The organism is Pantoea sp. RIT-PI-b (assembly GCF_001187905.1).
In the GTDB taxonomy this organism is placed as follows: domain Bacteria; phylum Pseudomonadota; class Gammaproteobacteria; order Enterobacterales; family Enterobacteriaceae; genus Pantoea; species Pantoea nemavictus.
The window spans coordinates 45,738-66,789 of sequence record NZ_LGIS01000026.1; the positions used below are offsets into that span (position 1 = coordinate 45,738).

General features: G+C 57.0%; 13 protein-coding genes and 1 tRNA gene. 3 read left to right on the plus strand and 11 right to left on the minus strand.

Annotated features, from left to right (window positions below; genetic code table 11):
- Positions 1-6: 6 nt before the first annotated feature.
- On the minus strand, positions 7-1,017 hold the full coding sequence (locus AC790_RS16325; RefSeq protein WP_049852446.1) for a Zn-dependent oxidoreductase: 1,011 nt from the start codon (positions 1,015-1,017) through the stop codon (positions 7-9).
- Between the two features lie 255 nt (positions 1,018-1,272).
- A tRNA-Asn gene (locus AC790_RS16330) sits at positions 1,273-1,348 on the minus strand.
- 306 nt (positions 1,349-1,654) lie between these two features.
- Here AC790_RS16330 and AC790_RS16335 point away from each other — a divergent pair.
- Positions 1,655-2,776, plus strand: coding sequence for a Gfo/Idh/MocA family protein (locus AC790_RS16335; protein WP_007889542.1), 1,122 nt, complete (start codon positions 1,655-1,657; stop codon positions 2,774-2,776).
- Positions 2,777-3,173: 397 nt separating this feature from the next.
- Here AC790_RS16335 and yegS read toward each other — a convergent pair whose 3' ends face one another.
- The 8 genes from yegS to AC790_RS16375 form a co-directional block, all read right to left on the minus strand.
- Complete coding sequence (yegS, locus tag AC790_RS16340) at positions 3,174-4,073, minus strand: lipid kinase YegS (protein WP_049852447.1); 900 nt, start codon at positions 4,071-4,073, stop codon at positions 3,174-3,176.
- A 231-nt stretch (positions 4,074-4,304) separates the two neighbouring features.
- Entirely contained in the window at positions 4,305-5,672 is a 1,368-nt protein-coding gene (yegQ, locus tag AC790_RS16345) for a tRNA 5-hydroxyuridine modification protein YegQ (RefSeq protein ID WP_049852448.1), read from the minus strand.
- Positions 5,673-5,817: 145 nt separating this feature from the next.
- Positions 5,818-6,525, minus strand: coding sequence for a two-component system response regulator BaeR (baeR, locus tag AC790_RS16350; protein WP_007888978.1), 708 nt, complete (start codon positions 6,523-6,525; stop codon positions 5,818-5,820).
- Positions 6,526-6,534: 9 nt separating this feature from the next.
- A complete protein-coding gene (gene baeS, locus AC790_RS16355) occupies positions 6,535-7,920 on the minus strand; it encodes a two-component system sensor histidine kinase BaeS (protein ID WP_007888977.1) in 1,386 nt (461 codons plus the stop codon).
- Complete coding sequence (gene mdtD, locus AC790_RS16360) at positions 7,917-9,323, minus strand: multidrug transporter subunit MdtD (RefSeq protein WP_049852449.1); 1,407 nt, start codon at positions 9,321-9,323, stop codon at positions 7,917-7,919. The genes baeS and mdtD overlap by 4 nt, the downstream gene beginning before the upstream one ends.
- A gap of 84 nt (positions 9,324-9,407) precedes the next feature.
- Positions 9,408-12,476 (minus strand): multidrug efflux RND transporter permease subunit MdtC, encoded by a 3,069-nt coding sequence (mdtC, locus tag AC790_RS16365; protein ID WP_049852450.1) that lies wholly within the window; start codon positions 12,474-12,476, stop codon positions 9,408-9,410.
- On the minus strand, positions 12,473-15,595 hold the full coding sequence (locus AC790_RS16370) for an MdtB/MuxB family multidrug efflux RND transporter permease subunit (RefSeq protein ID WP_049852451.1): 3,123 nt from the start codon (positions 15,593-15,595) through the stop codon (positions 12,473-12,475). The genes mdtC and AC790_RS16370 overlap by 4 nt, the downstream gene beginning before the upstream one ends.
- Entirely contained in the window at positions 15,595-16,824 is a 1,230-nt protein-coding gene (locus tag AC790_RS16375) for an MdtA/MuxA family multidrug efflux RND transporter periplasmic adaptor subunit (protein WP_049852584.1), read from the minus strand. Before AC790_RS16375 ends, AC790_RS16370 begins: the two co-directional genes overlap by 1 nt.
- Positions 16,825-17,076: 252 nt before the next feature.
- On the opposite strand from AC790_RS16375, the gene AC790_RS16380 reads away from it, so the two are divergent.
- A complete protein-coding gene (locus tag AC790_RS16380) occupies positions 17,077-18,039 on the plus strand; it encodes an aldo/keto reductase (protein ID WP_049852452.1) in 963 nt (320 codons plus the stop codon).
- Between the two features lie 218 nt (positions 18,040-18,257).
- Complete coding sequence (locus AC790_RS16385; RefSeq protein WP_049852453.1) at positions 18,258-19,592, plus strand: carbohydrate porin; 1,335 nt, start codon at positions 18,258-18,260, stop codon at positions 19,590-19,592.
- Between the two features lie 89 nt (positions 19,593-19,681).
- On the opposite strand, the gene yegD is transcribed toward AC790_RS16385, so the two are convergent.
- Complete coding sequence (gene yegD, locus AC790_RS16390) at positions 19,682-21,034, minus strand: molecular chaperone (RefSeq protein ID WP_049852454.1); 1,353 nt, start codon at positions 21,032-21,034, stop codon at positions 19,682-19,684.
- Positions 21,035-21,052 lie beyond the last annotated feature (18 nt).

The window sequence follows — 21,052 nt, forward strand, 5'->3', positions numbered from 1 at the left end:
GTTAACTTAACCCATTTGTAGGATCACTTTGCAGCAGGTGCGGGGATCTTTTTCGAACAGCGTCATCGCTTGCTCCACCTCCGCCAGCGGGAAATAGTGCGTCACCAGTTTCTCTGGCTGGATCTGCCCCTGTTCCATCCACTCAATCACCTGCGGGAAGCGATTGCTGTTGAGACGTGAGGTGAACAGCGACAGCTCTTTGCTGGTGAGACTCTGCTGGGTGATGCTGCACGGTTCGCCGGAGAAACCCAGCAGGCCAATGCGCGCCGCTGGCGAGGCGAGGGCGGCGGCTTCAGCCAGAATGGCAGGATGGCAGGCGGCATCAATAATCAGCGTGGGTTGTACGCCTTCCAGCTGCGCGGCTAAGGGAATCTCGCTGTTATTGAATACGCGATCGGCTCCGTTCTCCTGCGCCAGCACCAAACGTTCTGGCAGGCGATCCACCACTAACACCTGCTCGACGCCGTACACGCCTTTCAGCACCTGAATGGCGGTAAGACCCATCGGGCCGGCACCGTAAATCAGCGCCACATCGTTTGGCTGTGGTTTGAGAAAGGCGGTGATGTTGGCCGCGATGGTGAAGGGTTCAACCATGCTGGCAAGCTTGTCAGGAATACTATTTGGCAGGCGGAAGGCATTTTTCGCCGGCGCCACGGCATATTCGCTAAAGCCGCCGTCGCGGTGCACGCCGATCACCTGCAACTCTTTGCAGACGTTGGGGCGACCAATTGAGCAGGGATAGCAGTGACCGCAGCTGACTACCGGATCAACCGCCACGCGCTCACCGATGCGGCTGGCGGCGACGTCATCGCCGACCGCATCAATCAGGCCGAAAAATTCATGACCAATAACGCGCGGATATTTAGCGAAAGGATTGTGGCCGTGCCAGATATGCACATCGGAACCGCAGATGCTGGCAAACTGCACCTTCACGCGGACTTCACCTGCAGCGGGCTGCGGCAGCGGACGCTCTGCCAACACCAATTCACCCGGTTGTTCAATCACCACACTTTTCATCATCTACTCCTTGCCTGCTGCCTTCTTGATAAGCTGAGCAGGCTTTAGCGGGAATGCAATGATGAAAAAATACGCGTACTAATACTACCATACAAGTCGGCGTTACAGAGTTGTGAAGAGAATCACAGAGCGTGAATGATACGGAAAGGTTTCGTAGGGTCGCCATTTATGGCGACCTTGCATAGCGGTCACCATAAATGGCGACCCTACAAAAGACAAAACCCGCTCAGGTTTCCCTGAGCGGGTTTTTAAATTTGGCTCCTCTGACTGGACTCGAACCAGTGACATACGGATTAACAGTCCGCCGTTCTACCGACTGAACTACAGAGGAATCGTTTGAACGGGGCGCATATTAACGAGCGGGCTTCTGCTTGTCAAAACTCTTTTTCACAATTCTTACTGACTGCTGAATAAAGCGTCAATTGCCTGCTGTGCATGAGTTTCAAGTCGCTAAACCAGCGGCTCTACAGCTAATTTCGTGATGAAGATCACCAACTCTATGCAAAATTACATTCTGATTTGTCGTTTTTGTCAGATACCTCGCATGTATGATCACAGATATTTCATTTCGCCGTTGTCGCGCTGAAAAGCGAAACATATATTCCAGATCACTCGTTACCCGAATGCAGGAATAGTCATGAACAAAGTCAGAATCGGTATGATCGGCAGTGGATATATTGGTCGTTGTCACGCAATTGCTTACGCTCAGGCACCCACGGTTTTTGCCCTGAAAGGTGAAATCGTGCGTGAAATGCTGGCGGAAGTGAATCCTGAGCTGGCGGCAAAACAGGCAGCCACCTTTGGCTTTGCGCGATCCACCGGCGACTGGCGTGAGCTGGTGCGCGATCCTAACATCGACGTGGTCGATATCTGCGCGCCCAACTTCCTGCACAAAGAGATGGCGTTAGAAGCGATTCGCAACGGCAAGCATGTCTACTCTGAGAAGCCGCTGTCGCTGTCGGTAGCGGATGCCGAAGAGATGGTGCAAGCCGCGCAGCTGGCCGGCGTGAAAACGTTGGTCGGCTTCAACTACATGAAAAACCCCACCAGCCAGCTGGCGCGTGAGATCATCGCTCGGGGCGAAATCGGCGACGTGGTGCATTTTTATGGCACGCACAACGAAGATTATCTGGCGCGTCCGGAAACCCCGCTCGACTGGCACTGCCAGAAAGCGCTGGCGGGATTAGGCGCGCTGGGCGACCTGGCCGCGCACATTGTGAATATGGCGCATTATCTGGTCGGCGATATTGAAGAAGTCAGCGGCGATATGATGACGGTGATTAAGGAGCGTCCGGATCCGAAGGAGACTTCGCGCCTGCTGCCGGTAGAAAACGAAGATCAGGCTAGCGCCTTGCTGCGTTTTAAAAATGGCGCGCACGGCGTGTTTGAAACCTCGCGCATCGCCTGCGGCAGCAAAATGGGTCTGACTTATGTGGTGACCGGCACCAAAGGCACGCTGCGCTATACCCAGGAACGCATGGCCGAGCTGGAGCTGTATATCCATGATGAACCGGCAGGGCGCCAGGGTTTCAAAACCATTTTGACCGGTCCGGCGCATCCGGATTACGCCAATTTCTGCGTATCAGCCGGGCACGGCATCGGCTTCAACGATCAGAAAACCGTTGAGATCCGCGATTTGATTAACGGCATCGCTGCTGGAGATCGTATGTGGCCGGACTTCGCCGAAGGTTTGCAGGTGCAGAAAGTATTGGAAGCGGTGGCGGTTTCCGCATTGGAACGTCGCTGGATGAAGGTGTAGAAAACCAGCCGGTGCACATCGTTCAATGTGCACCCTACAGGCGTGACAGCGATGGTGATTCAGGAATAGGCATTGCTGCTGCAGCGCGGGTGTTGAGGCGACATCCCAGCCCGCTGAGCGAGTGAGGGATTCCAGGGCGAGCCGCAGGGATGCGGCGAGAGGCGGCGCTGAGCAGGAGCGAATCGCCGCCGGTCCGTCAGGAATCGCGAGGGAGCGAAGGCACCGCGAAGCGGCGGGATGGGCTGGCGCAGGGCCCGGGAGTGCAGAGGGCGCGGCCAGGCGTCCTCTGCTCGGTCGCCGCACGGCGTAGATGAAACTGCCTCAGCCGATGGCGAACGAAAGTCGCTTAGCGCTTAACTGATCGGCATTACGCCCTTTATGGCGACCTGAAAGCCAATCAGGCCAGCAATGGGCACTGCGGCGGCAAACGACAGCTCAGCGCGCCAGGCATCACTTCAATTTCGAATGCACTTCCCGTCAGCGGTTCACCATCCAGATTAAACGTCATCTCATGTGGCGAGCGAATAGTCAGCGACTGCAGCTGCGCCGTGACGATGTTGGGGTTTTCATCATCGCGCGTTAGCGAATGGAATAGGGTTGGCAGTAGCTCTTGCGCGGTGACAATGCTGAGATTGAGCTGGCCGTCATTGATCAGCGCATCCGGGCAGAGCTTTTGCCCGCCGCCGGCCTGACGTCCGTTACCAATGCCAATCACTAACGCATCACCTTGCCAGTTAAAACCGGGTCCGCTGATTTCGCAGCTGTCAGGCTTCAGGGCATCAACCCGCATCAGACCATGAATAAAGTACGAAACGCCGCCCAGCGCAGATTTCAACTTTTCGGGCGTTTCGGTGGTGATGCGCGTACCAAAACCGCCGGTCGCCATGTTGATAAAGTAGCGATCGCCGTTCACGCAGGCTAAATCAATTGGGCTGGCTTTGCCCACCAGCGCCAAACGCAGCGCCGGTTCCATACCTTCTGGAATGCCCACGCTGGTGGCGAAATCATTGGCGGTGCCAAGCGGTAAAATGCCCAGCGCTGGACGCTGCTGTCCTGGCAGTCCCGCGAGCGCGGTGGCGATCTCATTAATGGTGCCATCGCCGCCGCCGGCCACCACGGTTTCTGCCTGCAAAGCCACCGCTTCCTGCACGTAGCGATCGCCGTCGCCCTTTTCCCAGGTGACGCGCACCGCCAGATTAAAGCCTTCATCGCGCAGCGTATTCACCGCAGCACGCAAATCTTCATTTCCTGCGCCTTTCCCGTTGAGGATCAGCAGCGTCAGCGGTTTGTTTTGCATTATCAGTTCCTTGATGCGAGATACACAGCACAGGTTATAGCATAGCTGGGGAGTGAAATTTATCGGCGGGCGCTGAAAAAAAGAAAACCCGCACGGGGGAGCCGGGCGGGTGAATGAGGTGGTTCCTGGTACTACCTGCTTTTATTGTTACTCGTTAGCAGCAGGCGCGATTTTAAAGCGAGGCGAAGCGATGGTCTGTGATCTTAATCTAACTTCGCCATTTTCTTTTCTTTATGTGCGATTTTTCCCGTGCGGATCGTAAGTGCTGTTGCCATCAGTAAAGTTACGCAGCAGCAGCGCAAAGGCCAGATTGACCGCTTGCGGTACCGGGATCCACACGCGATGCCCATCGCCTGGCGCACCCTCTACCGCCGATCCTTTATCATTCTGCATGGTTTCAAGCGTACAGTTGAGGTTGCCTTCCGGCGTCATGATCTCCACCGCATCACCCAGCATAAACTTGTTCTTCACCGCAATTTGCGCCCAGTCGCCGCGGCGTTTACCGGTGAATTCTCCAACAAACTGCTGGCGCTCGGAGATGGAGAAACCTTGCTCATAGTTTTGATAGCTGTCGTGCGTATGACGGCGCAGGAAACCTTCGGTGTAACCGCGGTGCGCCAGTCCTTCCAGCGTCTCCAGCAGTGCCGGATCAAACGGTTTACCCGCAGCAGCATCATCAATGGCGCGGCGATAAACCTGGGCGGTGCGCGCGCAGTAGTAGAAAGATTTAGTACGGCCTTCAATTTTCAGCGAGTGCACACCCATTTGGCTCAGACGCTCAACGTGTGCCACCGCGCGCAGATCTTTAGAGTTCATGATGTAGGTGCCGTGTTCGTCTTCGAACGCACTCATCACTTCACCCGGTTTCATCTTCTCTTCCAGCAGGAACACGCGGTCGGTGGTAGCGCCCACGCCCAGCGTCGGCTCCTGCACCTTAACCGGTTCATGGAAACCAACGATGTTGCCAATCTCATCCTGTTTGCCTTCTGCCACTTTATATTCCCAGCGGCAAGCATTGGTGCAGGTGCCTTGGTTGGGATCGCGTTTGTTAAGGTAGCCCGAGAGCAGGCAGCGGCCGGAATAGGCCATGCACAGCGCACCGTGAACGAAGATCTCAATCTCCATTTCCGGCACCTGCTGGCGAATTTCAGCGATCTCATCCAGCGACAGCTCGCGCGACAGAATCACCCGCGTCAGCCCCATTTGCTGCCAAAATTTTACCGTCGCCCAGTTAACCGCGTTGGCCTGAACCGACAAGTGAATGGGCATATCCGGGAAGGCTTCGCGCACCAGCATGATCAGGCCAGGATCGGACATAATCAGCGCGTCCGGCTGCATGGCGACGACTGGCGTCAGGTCGCGAATAAAGGTTTTTAGTTTGGCGTTGTGTGGGGCGATATTGACTACCACGTAGAATTTCTTTCCGAGCTGATGGGCTTCATTGATGCCTTTCGCCAGAATCTCGTGGGTGAATTCGTTATTGCGTACGCGCAGGCTGTAGCGCGGTTGTCCGGCATATACCGCATCGGCGCCGTAGGCAAAGGCATAACGCATATTCTTCAGCGAGCCCGCTGGAGAAAGCAGTTCAGGTTTTAACATGGATTTTCTCACTGATGTCAGGTCAGCATGCCATGCTGGATGGCAGGTGCAGCGGCCGCGTTACACGGCCCTGCAAAAGGTGGGGAATTGTAGGCAGGCCCGCACCCGATGTAAATTGACCTGGATCAATGTAAGCCGCTGCTCGCTAGAGCAAACGGCAGACGTCCGCTTCCCAGCGATAACCCATACCGTATACCGCGCGAATAAACGGTTGCTCGGCATCGAGGCTTTCCAGCTTGCGGCGCAAATTTTTGATGTGGCTATCGATGGTGCGGTCGGTCACCACACGGTAATCGTCGTAGAGATGGTTCAGCAGCTGCTCGCGCGAGAAGACTTTGCCCGGCTCCAGCGCCAGGGTTTTTAGCAGACGAAACTCAGCGGGCGTCAACTCCAGCTGCTGTTCGCGCCAGCTGGCCTGGAAACGGCTTTCATCAATCTGCAGATGCGATTCCTGCTGGGCTTCTTCCGGCGAACGTTTAACGCGACGCAAAATGGTTTTGACGCGCGCCACCACTTCGCGCGGGCTGAACGGCTTACAGATATAGTCATCAGCACCGATTTCCAGCCCCAGCAAGCGATCGATCTCTTCGGTGCGTGCGGTGACCATAATTATCGGCAGCTCGGAGAAGCGGCGGATTTCGCGGCACAGCGTCAAGCCGTCGCGGCCGGGCAGCATCAAATCCAGCAGCATCAGGTCCGGCGGCGTTTGCTGCACGTAGTTCAGTACTGCGTTACCGTCGGCAATGTGGTGCGTGCGATAGTTGGACGCCTGCAGATAATCAATCATCAGCTGCGCCAGTTTCGGTTCATCTTCTACAACAAGAATCAGTGGATCGCTATTTTCCGGGCTCATAAGTGACGTCTAGTGAGGAACATACGGCAAGTTTAGCGTGATTTGCAGCCCACCTAAATCAGAGTGATCCGCACTGATGCTGCCGTTATGCGCTTCGGCAATGTTTTTACAAATCGCCAGCCCAAGCCCAGAGCCGCCGCTGGCACGATTACGTGAACTTTCGGCGCGGAAAAAACGTTCGAATAATTGTGCCTGATGCAGCGGATCGACACCCGGCGCGCTATCGGCAAATTTGAGCTGCCAGTTTTCGCCGGCCTGTTGCAAGGTCAGCTGCACTTCGCCACCCGCATCGGTATAGCGCAGGCTGTTCTCCAGCAGGTTAGTAAACAGCTGCATCAGGCGATCGGGGTCGCCAAAGCTCTGCGCCTGCGCAGGTAGCGCCAGCTTGAGAGCCAGATTGCGGCTGCGATAACGTTCACCAAAACTGCCCGCCACCACTTCCAGCAAACTGACCAGGTCGACCGGCTGTTTGCGATAGGCGAGGGCGCCCGCGTCGGAAAGCGATAGCTGATGCAGATCGTCCACCAGCTTGGTCAGCAGCGACACTTCGCTTTGCAGGGAGCTGATGGCTTCCGGCGTCAGTTTGCGCACGCCATCCTGCATCGCTTCCAGCTCACCGCGCAGGATCGCCAGCGGCGTGCGCAATTCGTGGGAGATGTCGGCCATAAAGGCGCGGCGGTTACTCTCGTTTTTCTCCAGCGAACTGGCGAGCAGGTTGAAGTCGCGTCCCAGCTGGCCGAGTTCATCACTGCTGCCCACTTCCACGCGGGTCGCGAAATTACCCGCCGCCAGATGGTGCGTGCCATCTACCAGGCGTTTTACCGGCGCCAGCAGGCCGCGCGCCAGCAGCCAGGTGACCAGCGCCGCGAGTAAACCGGTGAGCGCGACAATCATCCAGCTGGTGCGCCGCTGCTGCTGGTCGAAGTTGATATCGGTGCTGCGCGTCAGGCGTTCCGCCGGTGAGGCAATCACCCAGCCGACAATTTTGCCATTGCTGGTGGTGATATTGCGGCGGGTACCTTCTGGTGGCACCGGCTGGCGCGGACCGGACAGTACTTTATATTGCTGGTCGATAATCCAGAACTGCGTGCGCCAGCCGTGCGGAGGCAGTTGGTTAACGCTGCCAGGATTCTGTTCCAGCGAGCGCAGAATGGAAAAAATCAGGCGGTCGTTGTTGCGCAGAAAATCCCAGTTGCCGTGCTGCTCATACTGATCGGCCAGCGCGTCGCTTAATAGCGTAAGGCGCTGCTCGTTGCCTTTTTTTATGTAATCGACGAAGCCATGCTCAAAGCTAAGCCGCACGCCCCAGTGCATGGTGATGATGACCAGCATGCAGGTAGAGAAAATCGCCGCAAACAGCTTGGCACCAATGCCCCATTTTATCGGCCGCTTCATCCTTTGCTCCTGCCTCTAAGATCAACGTTTTTACTCACATCTTTAGGTACTCGCCAAAACACCAGCGCCGGCAGCACAATCACCAGCGCCATGCACAGATAGGTGTAAATGAAGGTTTGATGCGCGGCTGCGCTGTCGGTGATCACGCCGTGGCCGAAGGCGCCTAACAGCAAGCCGGCCACGGTGACGCCGATACTCATCGACAGCTGCATAATCATGGAGAGCAAACTGTTGCCGCTCGAGGCCAGATCGTCCGGCAGCTCTTTTAACGTCAGGGTATTCATGGATGAGAAACGGATGGCGTTCACCATGCCTTGCAGCAGTAGCACCACCGGCAGCAGCCAGATCCAGCCAAGCAGCGCCACCAGCGGGAACAGCAGCACCACCAGCGCCAACGCAATGGTTGCCCCGACCAGCGCATGGCGATAGCCGAAAATATTAACCAGACGTACCACCACGCGTTTGGTGCCCATGTTGCCGAGCACCATCGGAATCATCATTAAACCGGCGTGGAACGGGCTGTAGCCGAGGCCGACCTGCAGGAAAATCGGTGTCATAAAGGGCAGCATGCCGCTGCCGATACGCCCGGTAAAACTGCCGAGCAGACCAATCGAATAGATGCGGTTGTCGAACAATTTGAGGCTGAACAGCGCATTTTCGTTGTTGCGGCCGTGCATCAGATAGAACAGCAGCGAAAACACCCCAACCAAAATCAGTAAGCCGAGCAACAGCGGCGAACCGCCAGAGCTGCGTTGGCCATCAAGCGCCAGCGTCAGCGTCGCCATCCCTACCGCCAGCAGCGCGAAGCCCAGGAAGTCGAAGCGGCGCGTCTGCATGGTGTAATTGGGCATCAGCGTCAGCGTAGCGATCGCGCCGATAATACCGACCGGAATGTTAATCAGGAAGATCCAGTGCCAGCTGGCGTACTGCACTAAAATCCCGCCGAGCGCCGGGCCGAGCAGCGGACCAATTTGCCCTGGCGTGGTGACGAAGGTCATCGCCGACATATATTGCTCGCGCGGCACGATTTTCATCACCGTTAAACGGCCAACGGGCACCATCATCGCGCCACCAATGCCTTGTACCACACGCGCCATGATCAGCTCATCAAGTGTTGAGGAGAAGGCGCACAGCAGCGAACCGATGCTGAACAGTACGATGGCGCAGAAGAAGATATTGCGCACGCCAAAACGATCTGCCAGCCAGCCGCTGATCGGTAGCGTTATCGCCACGGTAAGCACATACGAGACGATTACCGAATGCATATTCAGCGGGCTGACGTTGAGATCGCGCGCCATCGACGGAATCGCGGTGTTAACGATGGTGGTGTCCAGCGCCTGCATAAAGAAGCCAAACGCGACGATCCACAGCTGCCAGCGCACAGTGGCGTTTTTGGTGTCCACTTAATCTCCTCTGTTATACGGTCACCCTAAATGGCGACCCTACAAATGTGGGGTGCGTAGGGGCGCCATTCATGGCGACTTCCCTTAACCCCTCACCAACACCTTGTTTTTCCTGCGCCGCAGCTTATCCATCATCAAATACACCACCGGCGTGGTGTAGAGCGTCAGCAGTTGGCTCATCACCAGGCCGCCAGCGATGGTGATACCGAGCGGCTGTCGCAGCTCTGCGCCGTCACCGCTGGTGAGCACCAGCGGCAATGCACCAAACAGGGCGGCGAGAGTGGTCATCAAAATCGGGCGGAAACGTAGCTGGCACGCCTGGAAAATTGCGTCACGCGCCGATAGATTGCCGTTGCGCTCAGCATCAAGCGCAAAGTCGACCATCATGATGGCGTTTTTCTTCACGATGCCGATCAGCAGCAAAATCCCGATCAGCGCAATCAGGCTGAACGGCGTGTTGAACAGCTCCAGCGCCAGCAGCGCGCCAACGCCTGCGGAGGGCAGGGTGGAGAGAATGGTCAGCGGATGGACGTAGCTCTCATACAGAATGCCCAGCACGATATACACCGCCGCAATCGCCGCCAGCATCAGATAGAGCTGATTGGATTGCGATTGCTGGAACACCTGCGCGGTACCGGCAAAACTGCCGCGCACGCTGGCTGGCACGCCAAGCGCCGTGATCGTACGATCAATCGCTTCCGAGGCCTGCGACAGCGACACACCTTCCGGCAGGTTGAACGAAATGGTGGACGCTGCCGACAAGCCTTCGTGATTCACCGACAGCGGCGCATTGGCCGGTTGCCACTGAGCAAACCAGCTGAGCGGAATCGCTTTGCCGTCACTGTTAATCACAAACATCTGATCGAGCGAGCTGATGTCCTGGGTGTAGCGCGGATCCACTTCCATCACCACTTTGTACTGGTTAAGCGGTTGGTAGATGGTAGAAATCTGGCGCTGTCCAAAGGCATTATTCAGCAGGGCATTAGCGGCAGAAACATCAATGCCGAGTCGCGCCATGCTTTCACGATCGTAGGTCAGATTCATTTCGCTGCCGTTGTCCTGCTGATCGGAGTTAACGTCCGCCAGTTCCGGCAGGGCGGCAAACGCCTGACGAATCTTCGGCTCCCATTCACGTAAATCATTCAGGTTATCCGACAGCAAACTGTACTGGTAGCTGGCGTTGGATTCACGTCCGCCAATACGAATGTCCTGCACCGCGTTGAGATAGAGATTGGCGCCCGGCTCTTTCGCCAGCTTAACGCGCAGCCGGGCAATCACTTCCTGCGCGCTTTCGCTGCGTTCGGACAGTGGCTTAAGCGAGACGAACATTGAGCCGCTGTTGGTGCGCGAACCGCCGGTAAAGCCGGTGACGTTATCCACCGCCGGATCGGCCTTAATAATGTTCATGAAATCCTGCAGCTTGCCGCGCATCGCCTGGAACGAAATGCTCTGGTCCGCCGAAATAAATCCTTGTAAGCGGCCGGTATCTTGCTCAGGCATAAAGGTTTTCGGGATCGAAATAAACAGCCAGACGGTGAGCGCCACGGTGCCGAGCAGTAGCATCAACACCCAAATGGCGTGATTCAGCACCCAGCCGAGCGAGCGCGCGTAACCGTTTTGCACTTTCATCAACAGTTTGCCGAAACCCCGCGTGCGCGGCTGGCTACGCTTGACCTGCGGTTTAAGCAGGTAGGCGCACATCATCGGTGTCAGCGTGACCGAGATAAACAGCGAGATGAGAATCGCCACCGACAGCGTAATGGCAAACTCCGAGAAGAAGCGGCCAATAATGCCGCCAATCATCAGCAGCGGCAGGAACACCGCAATCAGCGACAGGCTCATCGACAGCACGGTAAAACCCACTTCACGCACGCCGGTTAGCGCCGCCTGTAACGGCTTCATGCCCGCTTCAACGTGGCGCGCAATATTCTCCAATACCACAATCGCATCATCGACGACAAAACCGGTGGCGATGGTTAACGCCATCAGCGACAGGTTATTCAGGCTGAACCCGCACAGATACATGGCGGCGAAGGTGCCAATCAGCGACACCGGCACGGCAGCGGCGGGGATCAGCGTGGCGCGCCAGTCGCGCAGGAAGGCAAACACCACCAGTATCACCAGCGCCACGGCGATAATCAGCGACTGCTCCACTTCATGCAGCGAAGCGCGAATGGTGGGCGAGCGATCCTGAGCAATTTGCAGGTCGATAGCGGCAGGAATCACGTCATGCAGTTCCGGCAATTCGCCACGAATGCGATCGACGGTATCAATGATGTTGGCTTCCGGCGCTTTGCGCACCACCAGCAGCACCGCCGCTTTACCGTTGGTCATACCGGCGTTGCGCACGTCCTGCACCGAATCCTGCACGTTAGCGACATCGCTGAGCCGCACCGCCGCACCGTTGTTGTAGTGCACCACCAGCGGCTGATACTCGCTGGCAGTTTGTAATTCACCGTTGGTGCGCAACTGCCAGCGCTGCTGCACATCGTCAATCGCGCCCTGCGGCCGGCGCTGGTTGGCGTTGCTGATGGCGGTGCGCACCGCATCCAGCGAGACGCCCTGATTAAACAGCGCCTGCGGATTGAGTTCCACGCGCACCGCGGGCAGCGAACTGCCGCCGACCGTTACATCGCCCACGCCTTCAATCTGCGACAGCTTCTGCGCCAGCTGCGTTGAGGCGTAATCATACAGCTGACCGGGATTATAGATGTCTGATGTTAGCGTCAGAATCATGATCGGCGCATCGGACGGGTTGGCTTTGCGATAGCTGGGGCGGCTGGGCATGCCGGTCGGCAACAGGCTTTGTGCCGCGTTAATCGCCGCCTGTACATCGCGTGCCGCGCCGTTGATATCACGATCGAAATCGAACACCAGAATGATGCGCGTGCTGCCCAGCGAGCTGGTGGAGGTCATTTCGCTGACGCCGGCAATGCGCCCGAGTGAACGCTCCAGCGGCGTCGCCACCGAGGCCGCCATGGTTTCCGGGGATGCGCCAGGCAACGATGCAGAGATCAAAATCACCGGGAAATCCAGCTGCGGCAGCGGCGCCACCGGCAGCAGGCGGAAGCCAAGAATACCGGCCAGCGCAATCGCCAGCGTCAGCAACGTCGTGGCGACCGGGCGATGGATAAACAGCGCGAAAAACTTCACGGCTGCGCCTCCGAGCGTTTAAAGCGACGGCGCGTGGCGTGGGCGAGACGATCGAACAGCAGATAGATCACCGGCGTGGTGAATAGCGTCAAAACCTGACTCACCACCAAACCGCCGACCATCGCAATACCTAATGGACGGCGCAGTTCCGCGCCGACGCCGGTACTCAGCATCAGCGGCAGCGCACCGAGCAGCGCCGCCAATGTGGTCATCAGGATGGGACGGAAACGCAGCAAGCACGCCTGATAAATCGCCTCGCGCGGCGGCATGCCTTGCTCACGTTCCGCCGCCAGCGCGAAGTCGATCATCATGATGGCGTTTTTCTTCACGATACCGATCAGCAAGATAATGCCAATGATGGCGATGATATCCAGCTCGTTGCCGCTCAGCATTAGCGCCAGCAGCGCGCCGACGCCAGCGGTGGGCAGCGTGGATAGAATGGTGATGGGATGAATAAAGCTTTCGTACAGCACGCCGAGCACGATATACATCGCCACCACGGCGGCCACGATCAGCCATACGGTGCTGGACAACGCGGCTTCGAAAGCCAGCGTGCTGCCCTGGAACTGCGTCATCATTTCCGCGGGCATACCGACCTGATCTTCCGCCGCGCTCACCGCTTTCACCGCGTCGCCCAGCGAATAACCTTCTGCGACGTCAAACGAGAAAGTCGCCGACGGGAACTGATCGAGGTGATTGATGCTCAAGGCGGCGTGACGTTCCTCAATCTGGGCGATGGCGCTCAGCGGCACGCTGCCGCCGTCGCTGCTGGTCAGGCGAATGCCGTCGAGGCTCGCCAGTCCTGGCATAGCATCGTTGTTCTGCTCCAGCACCACGCGATACTGGTTGGCCTGGGTGTAAATGGTGGAGATCAATCGCTGGCCAAAGGCGTTATACAGCGCGTTATCGACGTCGGCCATGCTGATACCCAACCGGCTGGCGCTGTCGCGATCGACGCGCACAAAGGCTTCCAGCCCTTGATCCTGCCAGTCACTGCTGACGTCGCGCAGTTGCGGCAGCGTGTTGAGCTGTTCCAGCAGTTTCGGCACCCACAAACTCAGCGACTCCAGCGAGCCCGATTGCAGCGTGAATTGGTACGGTGTGCGGCTCGCCTGGGTATCAATGGTTAGATCCTGCACCGGTTGCAGCCACAGCGAGATGCCCGGCACTTTGGCCAACGCCTGTTGCAGACGCTGTTGCACCGCCGGGATACGATCGTCGCGCTCATTTAACGGCTTGAGGTTGATCTGCAGGCGGGCGCTGTTGAGTGCGGCGTTGGTGCCATCGACGCCAACAAACGACGTCATGCTTTGTACCGCCGGATCTTTCATGATGATCGAGGCGACATCGCGCGTGCGCTCAGACATGTTGGCGTAAGAAACTGACTGCGGTGCCTGCAGGGTGCCCTGAATAATGCTGTTATCCTGCTGCGGGAAGAAGCCTTTCGGAATGACAATCCACAGCAGCACGGTGATCAGCAAGGTGCCGAGCGCCACCGACAGCGTGATCCATGGATGCAGCAGCACGCGCGTTAAACCGCGACCATAATGGGCAATAATGCGATCAAACATCGCTTCGCTGGCGCGTGAGAAGCGGTTCTGCTTGCGCAGCGATTCAGCGCTCAACATGCGCGCGCACATCATTGGCGTCAGCGTCAGCGACACCACGGCGGAGATCAAAATCGCCACCGCCAGCGTCACGGCGAATTCGCGGAACAGGCGACCAATCACATCGCCCATAAACAGCAGCGGGATCAGCACGGCAATCAGCGAGAAGGTGAGGGAGATAATGGTGAAACCAATCTCGCCTGCGCCTTTCAGCGCCGCCGTTAGCGGCTTTTCGCCTTTTTCGATATAGCGTGAGATGTTCTCAATTACCACGATGGCGGCATCGACGACAAAACCGGTGGCGATGGTCAGCGCCATTAGCGTCAGATTGTTAATCGAGAAGCCGAGAAAATACATCGCGGCAAAGGTGCCGACCAGCGACAGCGGTACGGCGACCGCAGGAATAATGGTCGCCGGCACGTTACGCAGGAACAGATAGATGATCATCACCACCAAACCCATCGCCAGCATCAGTTCGTGCTGCGTATCACTGACGGAGGCGCGGATGTTGGTGGTGCGGTCGGTAAGCAGTTTCACATCCACCGATTTCGGCAGCGTGGCGGTAAGTCCAGGCAACATGGCGCGGATATTATCGGCGGTGGCGATAATGTTGGCGCCGGGCTGGCGCTGCACGTTCAGTACAATCGCCGGCTGGCGGTTAGCCCAGGCGCCGAGCCAGCTGTTCTCGGCTCCTTGCTCAATGGTGGCGACATCGCCCAGCCGCACCGGCGCGCCGTTGTTATAGCTGATGATCAGCTGGCGATACTCTTCCGCTGAGGTCATCTGGTCGTTGGCCGACAGCGTAATCGAGCGCGTTGGGCCGTCGAGACTGCCTTTCGCCGAGTTGACGTTGCCATTGGTGATGGCGGTACGCACCGATTCGCTGGTCAAGCCGAGTGCTGCCAGCGCTTGCGTGTTCATCTTCACGCGCACCGCCGGACGTTGTCCACCCGACAGCGTGACTAAACCGACGCCAGAGACCTGCGAAATTTTCTGCGCCACGCGGGTTTCTACCATGTCCTGCACTTGCGTGAGCGGCATGCTGGTGGTGGTGACGGCCAGCGTCATGATCGGCGGATCGGCTGGGTTTACTTTGCTATAAACCGGCGGATTAGGCAGATCGCTGGGCAGCAGATTGGTGGCAGAGTTGATTGCCGCCTGCACTTCCTGTTCGGCGACGTCCAATGGCAGCGTCAGCTGGAACTGCAATGTGACTACCGACGCGCCGCCCGAACTCTGCGACGCCATCTGTTTCAGGCCGGACATCTGGCCAAACTGGCGTTCCAGCGGCGCAGTGATTGACGACGTGACGACATCCGGACTGGCGCCGGGATAGAGCGTCACCACTTGAATCGTCGGGTAATCCACTTCCGGCAGCGCGGAGACCGGCAGAAAACGGTAGCCGAGCACGCCCGCCAACAGAATGGCGATCATTAATAGCGTGGTGGCGACCGGGCGCAGAATAAACTGGCGTGATGGGCCGCCGCTTGAGTCTGGAGGCATCACCTGCATTATTGACGCTCTCCACGAGCTGGCTGTGCAGCGCGGGTGCTGTGTGTGGCGGCACTTTGCGGGGCGACAATCTCGACCGTTGCGCCTTCGGTCAGGCGATCCAGGCCGTCGGTGACCACACGATCGCCGGCTTCAAGACCCGCGCTGATCACCACTTTCTGGCTATCCTGCAATCCGGCGGTGACGCGTTTTTTGCTCACTTTGTTGTCGCTGTTCACCACCCAAACGAAATGACCATCGTTGCTCATCTGCAGCGCGGCGGTCGGAATCACCACCGCATCCTGCAGGGTATCCACTTTCAAACGCGCATTAACAAATTGGTTCGGGAACAGCGTGTCATCTTGATTGTTAAAGCGTGCTTTGAGCTTGATGGTGCCGGTGGTGGCATCAATCTGGTTATCCAGACTCAATAATGCACCGGTGGTCAGTAAGGTTTTATTGCTGCGATCCCAGGCTTCGACAATCAGCGGCTGACCGCTTTTCTGCGCCTTGAGGATTTGGCTGATGTTATTTTCCGCCACGCTGAACACCACATCGATCGGATGCGTTTCGGTGATGACCACTAAACCGGTGGTATCGCCGGAAGTGATGTAGTTGCCCACATCAACCTGCTTCAAGCCAACGCGGCCACCAATCGGCGCAGTGATGCGGCTGTAGGTAAGATTGAGTTGGGCACTGGCAACGTTACCTTCATCGGCTTTAAGCGTACCCAGCGTCTCGCTCACCAGCGAGCGTTGCGTATCCAGTTCCTGCTGCGATACCAGCGAGGTTTTCGCCAGTTTTTCATAGCGGCTAAGATCGCGGCGCGCATTGGCGAGCGTGGCCTGGTCTTTTGCCAGCTGGCCCTGCGCCTGGGTTAACGCGACCTGATAAGGACGCGGATCGATCTCCGCCAGCAGCGCGCCGGCGGCCACCTGCTGTCCCTCCTGGAAGTGCAGCGCCATCAGTTGCCCATCCACGCGACTGCGCACCGTAACGGTGTTGGCGGCGGTCACGGTACCGAGGCCGCTGAGATAATAGGGCACGCTTTGCGTGCTGGCTGTCGCAGCCTGCACTGGCGCTAATGGACGACGCGCCGCGCCACCGCCTGCGCCGCGTCCACGCTGCTGCTGACCTTCGGCCTGCGGCTGTTTAGTCGGTTCCGCTGGATGCTGCCACCAGTAATATCCCCCTGCCAGCACGGCAATGACGGCTACGGCCAGCAAGCTTGTTTTTAGTCGACGGTTAATCAAGGTGTATGCTCTCCAGCGTGTCGTTTTCCCAAAATGCGAAATCAAATACCCTGACGGGGAACGCCTATTTCGCAAACGAATGATTGTAGTCGCCCGGACCGGACAAAAATTGAAGGAAATAAGAATATCGCCCCCGTACGGCTAAGTATTCATATTCTGTAAATATTCTGGCAGGAATACGCATAAGCGCCGCGTTTTTCCTTTGCTAAGCTCAATGCAGACCTGTCTCGTTTAAATAAGGAGAACATAATGAGTCAACAGAAACTCCGCCAGCTTGGCGACAGCGGTATAGAAGTTCCCCGTCTCACCTTTGGCGGCAACGTATTTGGCTGGACGGTGGATGAGAAAACCTCGTTTTCACTGCTGGATGCACTGGTGGAGAAAGGATTGTTCTTCATCGATACCGCTGATGTGTACTCGCGCTGGGCGCCAGGTAATGAAGGGGGCGAATCGGAAACCATTATCGGTAAATGGCTGAAGAAAAGCGGCAAGCGCGATCGTATCGTACTGGCGACCAAAGTGGGCATGGAGCTGTCGCCGGAAAAAACCGGCCTGAAGCCCGCTTATATTCGTCAGGCGGTGGAAGATTCGCTGCGTCGCCTGCAAACCGACGTCATCGATCTGTATCAGGCGCACCGCGATGATGACACGACGCCGCTGCTGGACACGCTTAAAGCCTTCGATTCGCTGATCAAAGAGGGCAAAGTGCGCGCCATTGGTGCCTCGAATTATAACGCTGAACGTCTGCAGGAAGCGTTGGACGTGAGCAAGCAACATAGTCTGGCGCGCTATGAAACCCTGCAGCCGGAATACAATCTGTACGATCGTCAGGAGTATGAAGGCGGCCTGGAGCAGGTGGCGGTGAAAAATGGCCTTGGCGTGATTAACTACTATTCGCTGGCCAGCGGTTTCCTTAGCGGTAAATACAAAAAGCCAGAAGATGCCAGCAAGAGTAAGCGCGGGCAGGGCATCGTGGATAAATATCTCAACGAACGCGGCAAGCGCATCATTGAAGCGCTAGAAGATGTTGCGGCTTCACATGATGTATCAGCTACCCAGGTTGCACTGGCGTGGCAGATTGCGCGTCCGAGCATCACTGCGCCGATTGTCAGTGCCACTTCACTGGAGCAGCTGGATGAACTGGTGAAAGCCACCGAGCTGGAACTCAGCAAGCAGGAAATTGAAGAGCTGGCGAGTGCCAGTAAATTGTAATGTTTTCAGGGACGCTGCGGCGTCCCGCTAATTTTCTGTTCTGCCTCACAAAAAATGCCATTTTCAGCAAAAGATTTTCAATCATCGACCAGCGTCACAATTGCGCTAACGCACTATCAACTTCAGGTAAACTGCGCACATATTTGCAAAAACTGACAAATCCTCAGCACTATCCTCTGTTCGATCCATCCCAGTAACTTCATATAAGAAAAACCATCATGAACAGAAAAAAAGCAGTGCAGCACATCCCTCGCGTGGCAGCGGGAACCCTGATGTTGGCGATGCTGAGCACATCTGCGCTAGCCGCTGATGCGTTCAGTTATGACTCTCCCTATATGTTTGGCGATTGGGGCGGCAATCGAACGCAGCTGGAAAATGACGGCATTAAATTCGACGTTAACTACACCATGGAAAGCGCCTCCAATCTGGCGGGCGGCGCTGACACCAACACGTCTATGCGTTACAGCGATCAGTGGGCGTTTGGCGCCAACTTCGATTTGGAAAAACTGCTTAACTGGCAGGATGCGCAGTTCCAGATGACGATTACCGATCGTAATGGTCAGAACATCTCCGATCAGGTTGCCGATCGCCGTACCGGCATGTTGTCATCCACCCAGGAAGTTTACGGTCGTGGCCAAACCTGGCGTTTAACCCAGTTCTGGTTGAGCAAAGGTCTGTTCGATAACACCGTCAACCTGAAGGGGGGGCGCGTTACCGTTGGTGAAGACTTCGATAACTTCGACAGTAAGTTCCAGAACCTGGCGTTTGGTAGCGGTCAGGCAGGTAACTGGCGTGGCGATCGTTGGTTCAACTGGCCGGTTTCCCAGTGGGGCGGTCGCGTGAAAGTAAACTTCACGCCTGAAGTGTTCTTCCAGGTCGGTTTCTACAACCAAAACCGTGCTAACTACGATCGCGGCGACGGCTTCCGTCTGGATACCAGCAACTCAGAAGGGAATCTGGTGCCGGTGGAATTGGGCTGGAAACCCACCCTGGGCACGGACAAACTGCCGGGTAACTACCGCATTGGTTATTACTACTCGTCAGCCAATGGCGATAACTACGGTAGCTGGCGCGATGGCGCTTATCAAAGCAAGGATCACGCCTACGGTGGCTACGTCCTGTTGCAGCAACAGCTGACAGCGCAAGGCGGCGACGCCAGCCGTGGTTTGGGTGTCACCGTGCAGGCGGTGATGAACGACCACAAGACCTCGAAAACCGACAACTATCAATCGGTCAGCTTCACCTGGAAAGGACCGTTCGATGCGCGTCCGCAGGATGAGATTGGTGTCGGTGCGGCGCGTATTCACGTCAATAGCGCTTATACGCGCTCGCAGCGTGAGCAGAATAATGCCAACGGCGAAACCAACTTCGATAGCCCGACCTATCTGCCGATTCAGGATGGTTCAGAGTACAACTATGAGATTTACTACAACGCTCAGCTGACCAAATGGCTGCAGCTGCGTCCAAATCTGCAGTATGTGGTGGCGCCGGGTGCGGTGAGCGAAGTGAAAGATGCGTTTGTGGGTGGGATTAGCGCGAACGTGAATTTCTGATGGTTTAAGTAAGATAAAATCGTCACAAGATTACGGACTTTACCCTCTCCCGCAAGCGGGAGAGGGTACCGTTCGCAACTGGATTAGCATTAACCGAACATTACTTCAGCCCAGCGCGCAAGTCCGGCGGTGACCGAGCCGAAATCATCGCCGCTGGCGATAGGCGTATCGGGCAATGCCTGCTGCAGGGCGGCGCGCAGTATCGGTGAACGCGCGCTACCGCCTGTCAGATAGATCACTTCTGGTTTGGTTTCGCAGGTGGCGAGCGCCAGATGGACCTGCTCAAGAATCCGCTCCAGCGGCTGATTAATCGCCTCTTCCAGCTGTGTCGCGCTGATCTGCGCCTGTAGCTGAGCGGCGATAAATGCCAGCGATGCATCCGTTTCTGCTATTTCCGATAGCGCGATTTTGCTCTCTTCAGCGGCGCGAACTAAGCGATAGCTCAACTTCTGCTGCCACACTTTCAACAGGTGCGCCACTTTGTCGCTGTGCTCGGCGTCGCGAATCAAATCGCGCAGCAGTTTGCCGCTGGCCGCAGAGTAAAAATCGCTTTGCGCCGGGACATCGTTGATCGCCACTGCATTCCACCACGGCAACGCGGGCAGCGCGGTGCCTTTCTGGGTATTGCCGCCGAGACCAAGCAGCGGCATCAGGGTTTTAAATGCCAGCATGATGTCGAGATCGTTACCGCCCACGCGGCAACCGCTGTGACCGAGCAGACTTTCACGACGATCGGTTTTGTTGCGCCATTCCGGGCCCATCAGCAGCATCGAGCAGTCGGTAGTTCCGCCGCCGATATCCACCACCAGCACGCGTGTCTCTTTCTGCAGCGTGGCTTCGAAATCCAGCCCCGCCGCCACCGGCTCAAACTGGAACTCCACGTCACGGAAACCGGCACGCTGCGCCGCGCGCAGCAAAATACCTTGCGCCTGTTGGTTGGCGTCTTCACCGCCTAATCCCTGGAAGTTAATCGGGCGACCAATCACCGCCTGCTCAATCGGGCGATCGAGTTGAGTCTCACCCTGCTGGCGAATGTGCAGCATCATGGCGCACACCAGATCTTCGAAGAAAGCGATTTGCTGCGGTTTCAGGCCGTTGGCACCGAGGAAGGATTTCGGCGATTTCACAAACCACACTTCCTCGGGATCGACCATATACTGCTGCAGTGCAGTTAAGCCGAACTGCACGCTGCCTGGCGTGACGTCGATATCTTCTTCGCGGTTATAACGCAGCGCGCGCTGCAATAATGCCGTACCTTCGCTGTCTGGCGTGGGCACCTGATGATGGCGATGCAGCCATTCGCTGATCGCTTCGCGCGTGGGTGCACAAATCATGGAGGGAAGCAGGCGCTGACCATTCTCCAGTGTCAGCAGGCGCGGCGTGCCATTCTCGCTGACTGCAATTGAACAGTTAGCCGTGCCGTAATCGAATCCGATAAACATATTTATCCCCCATGCCGG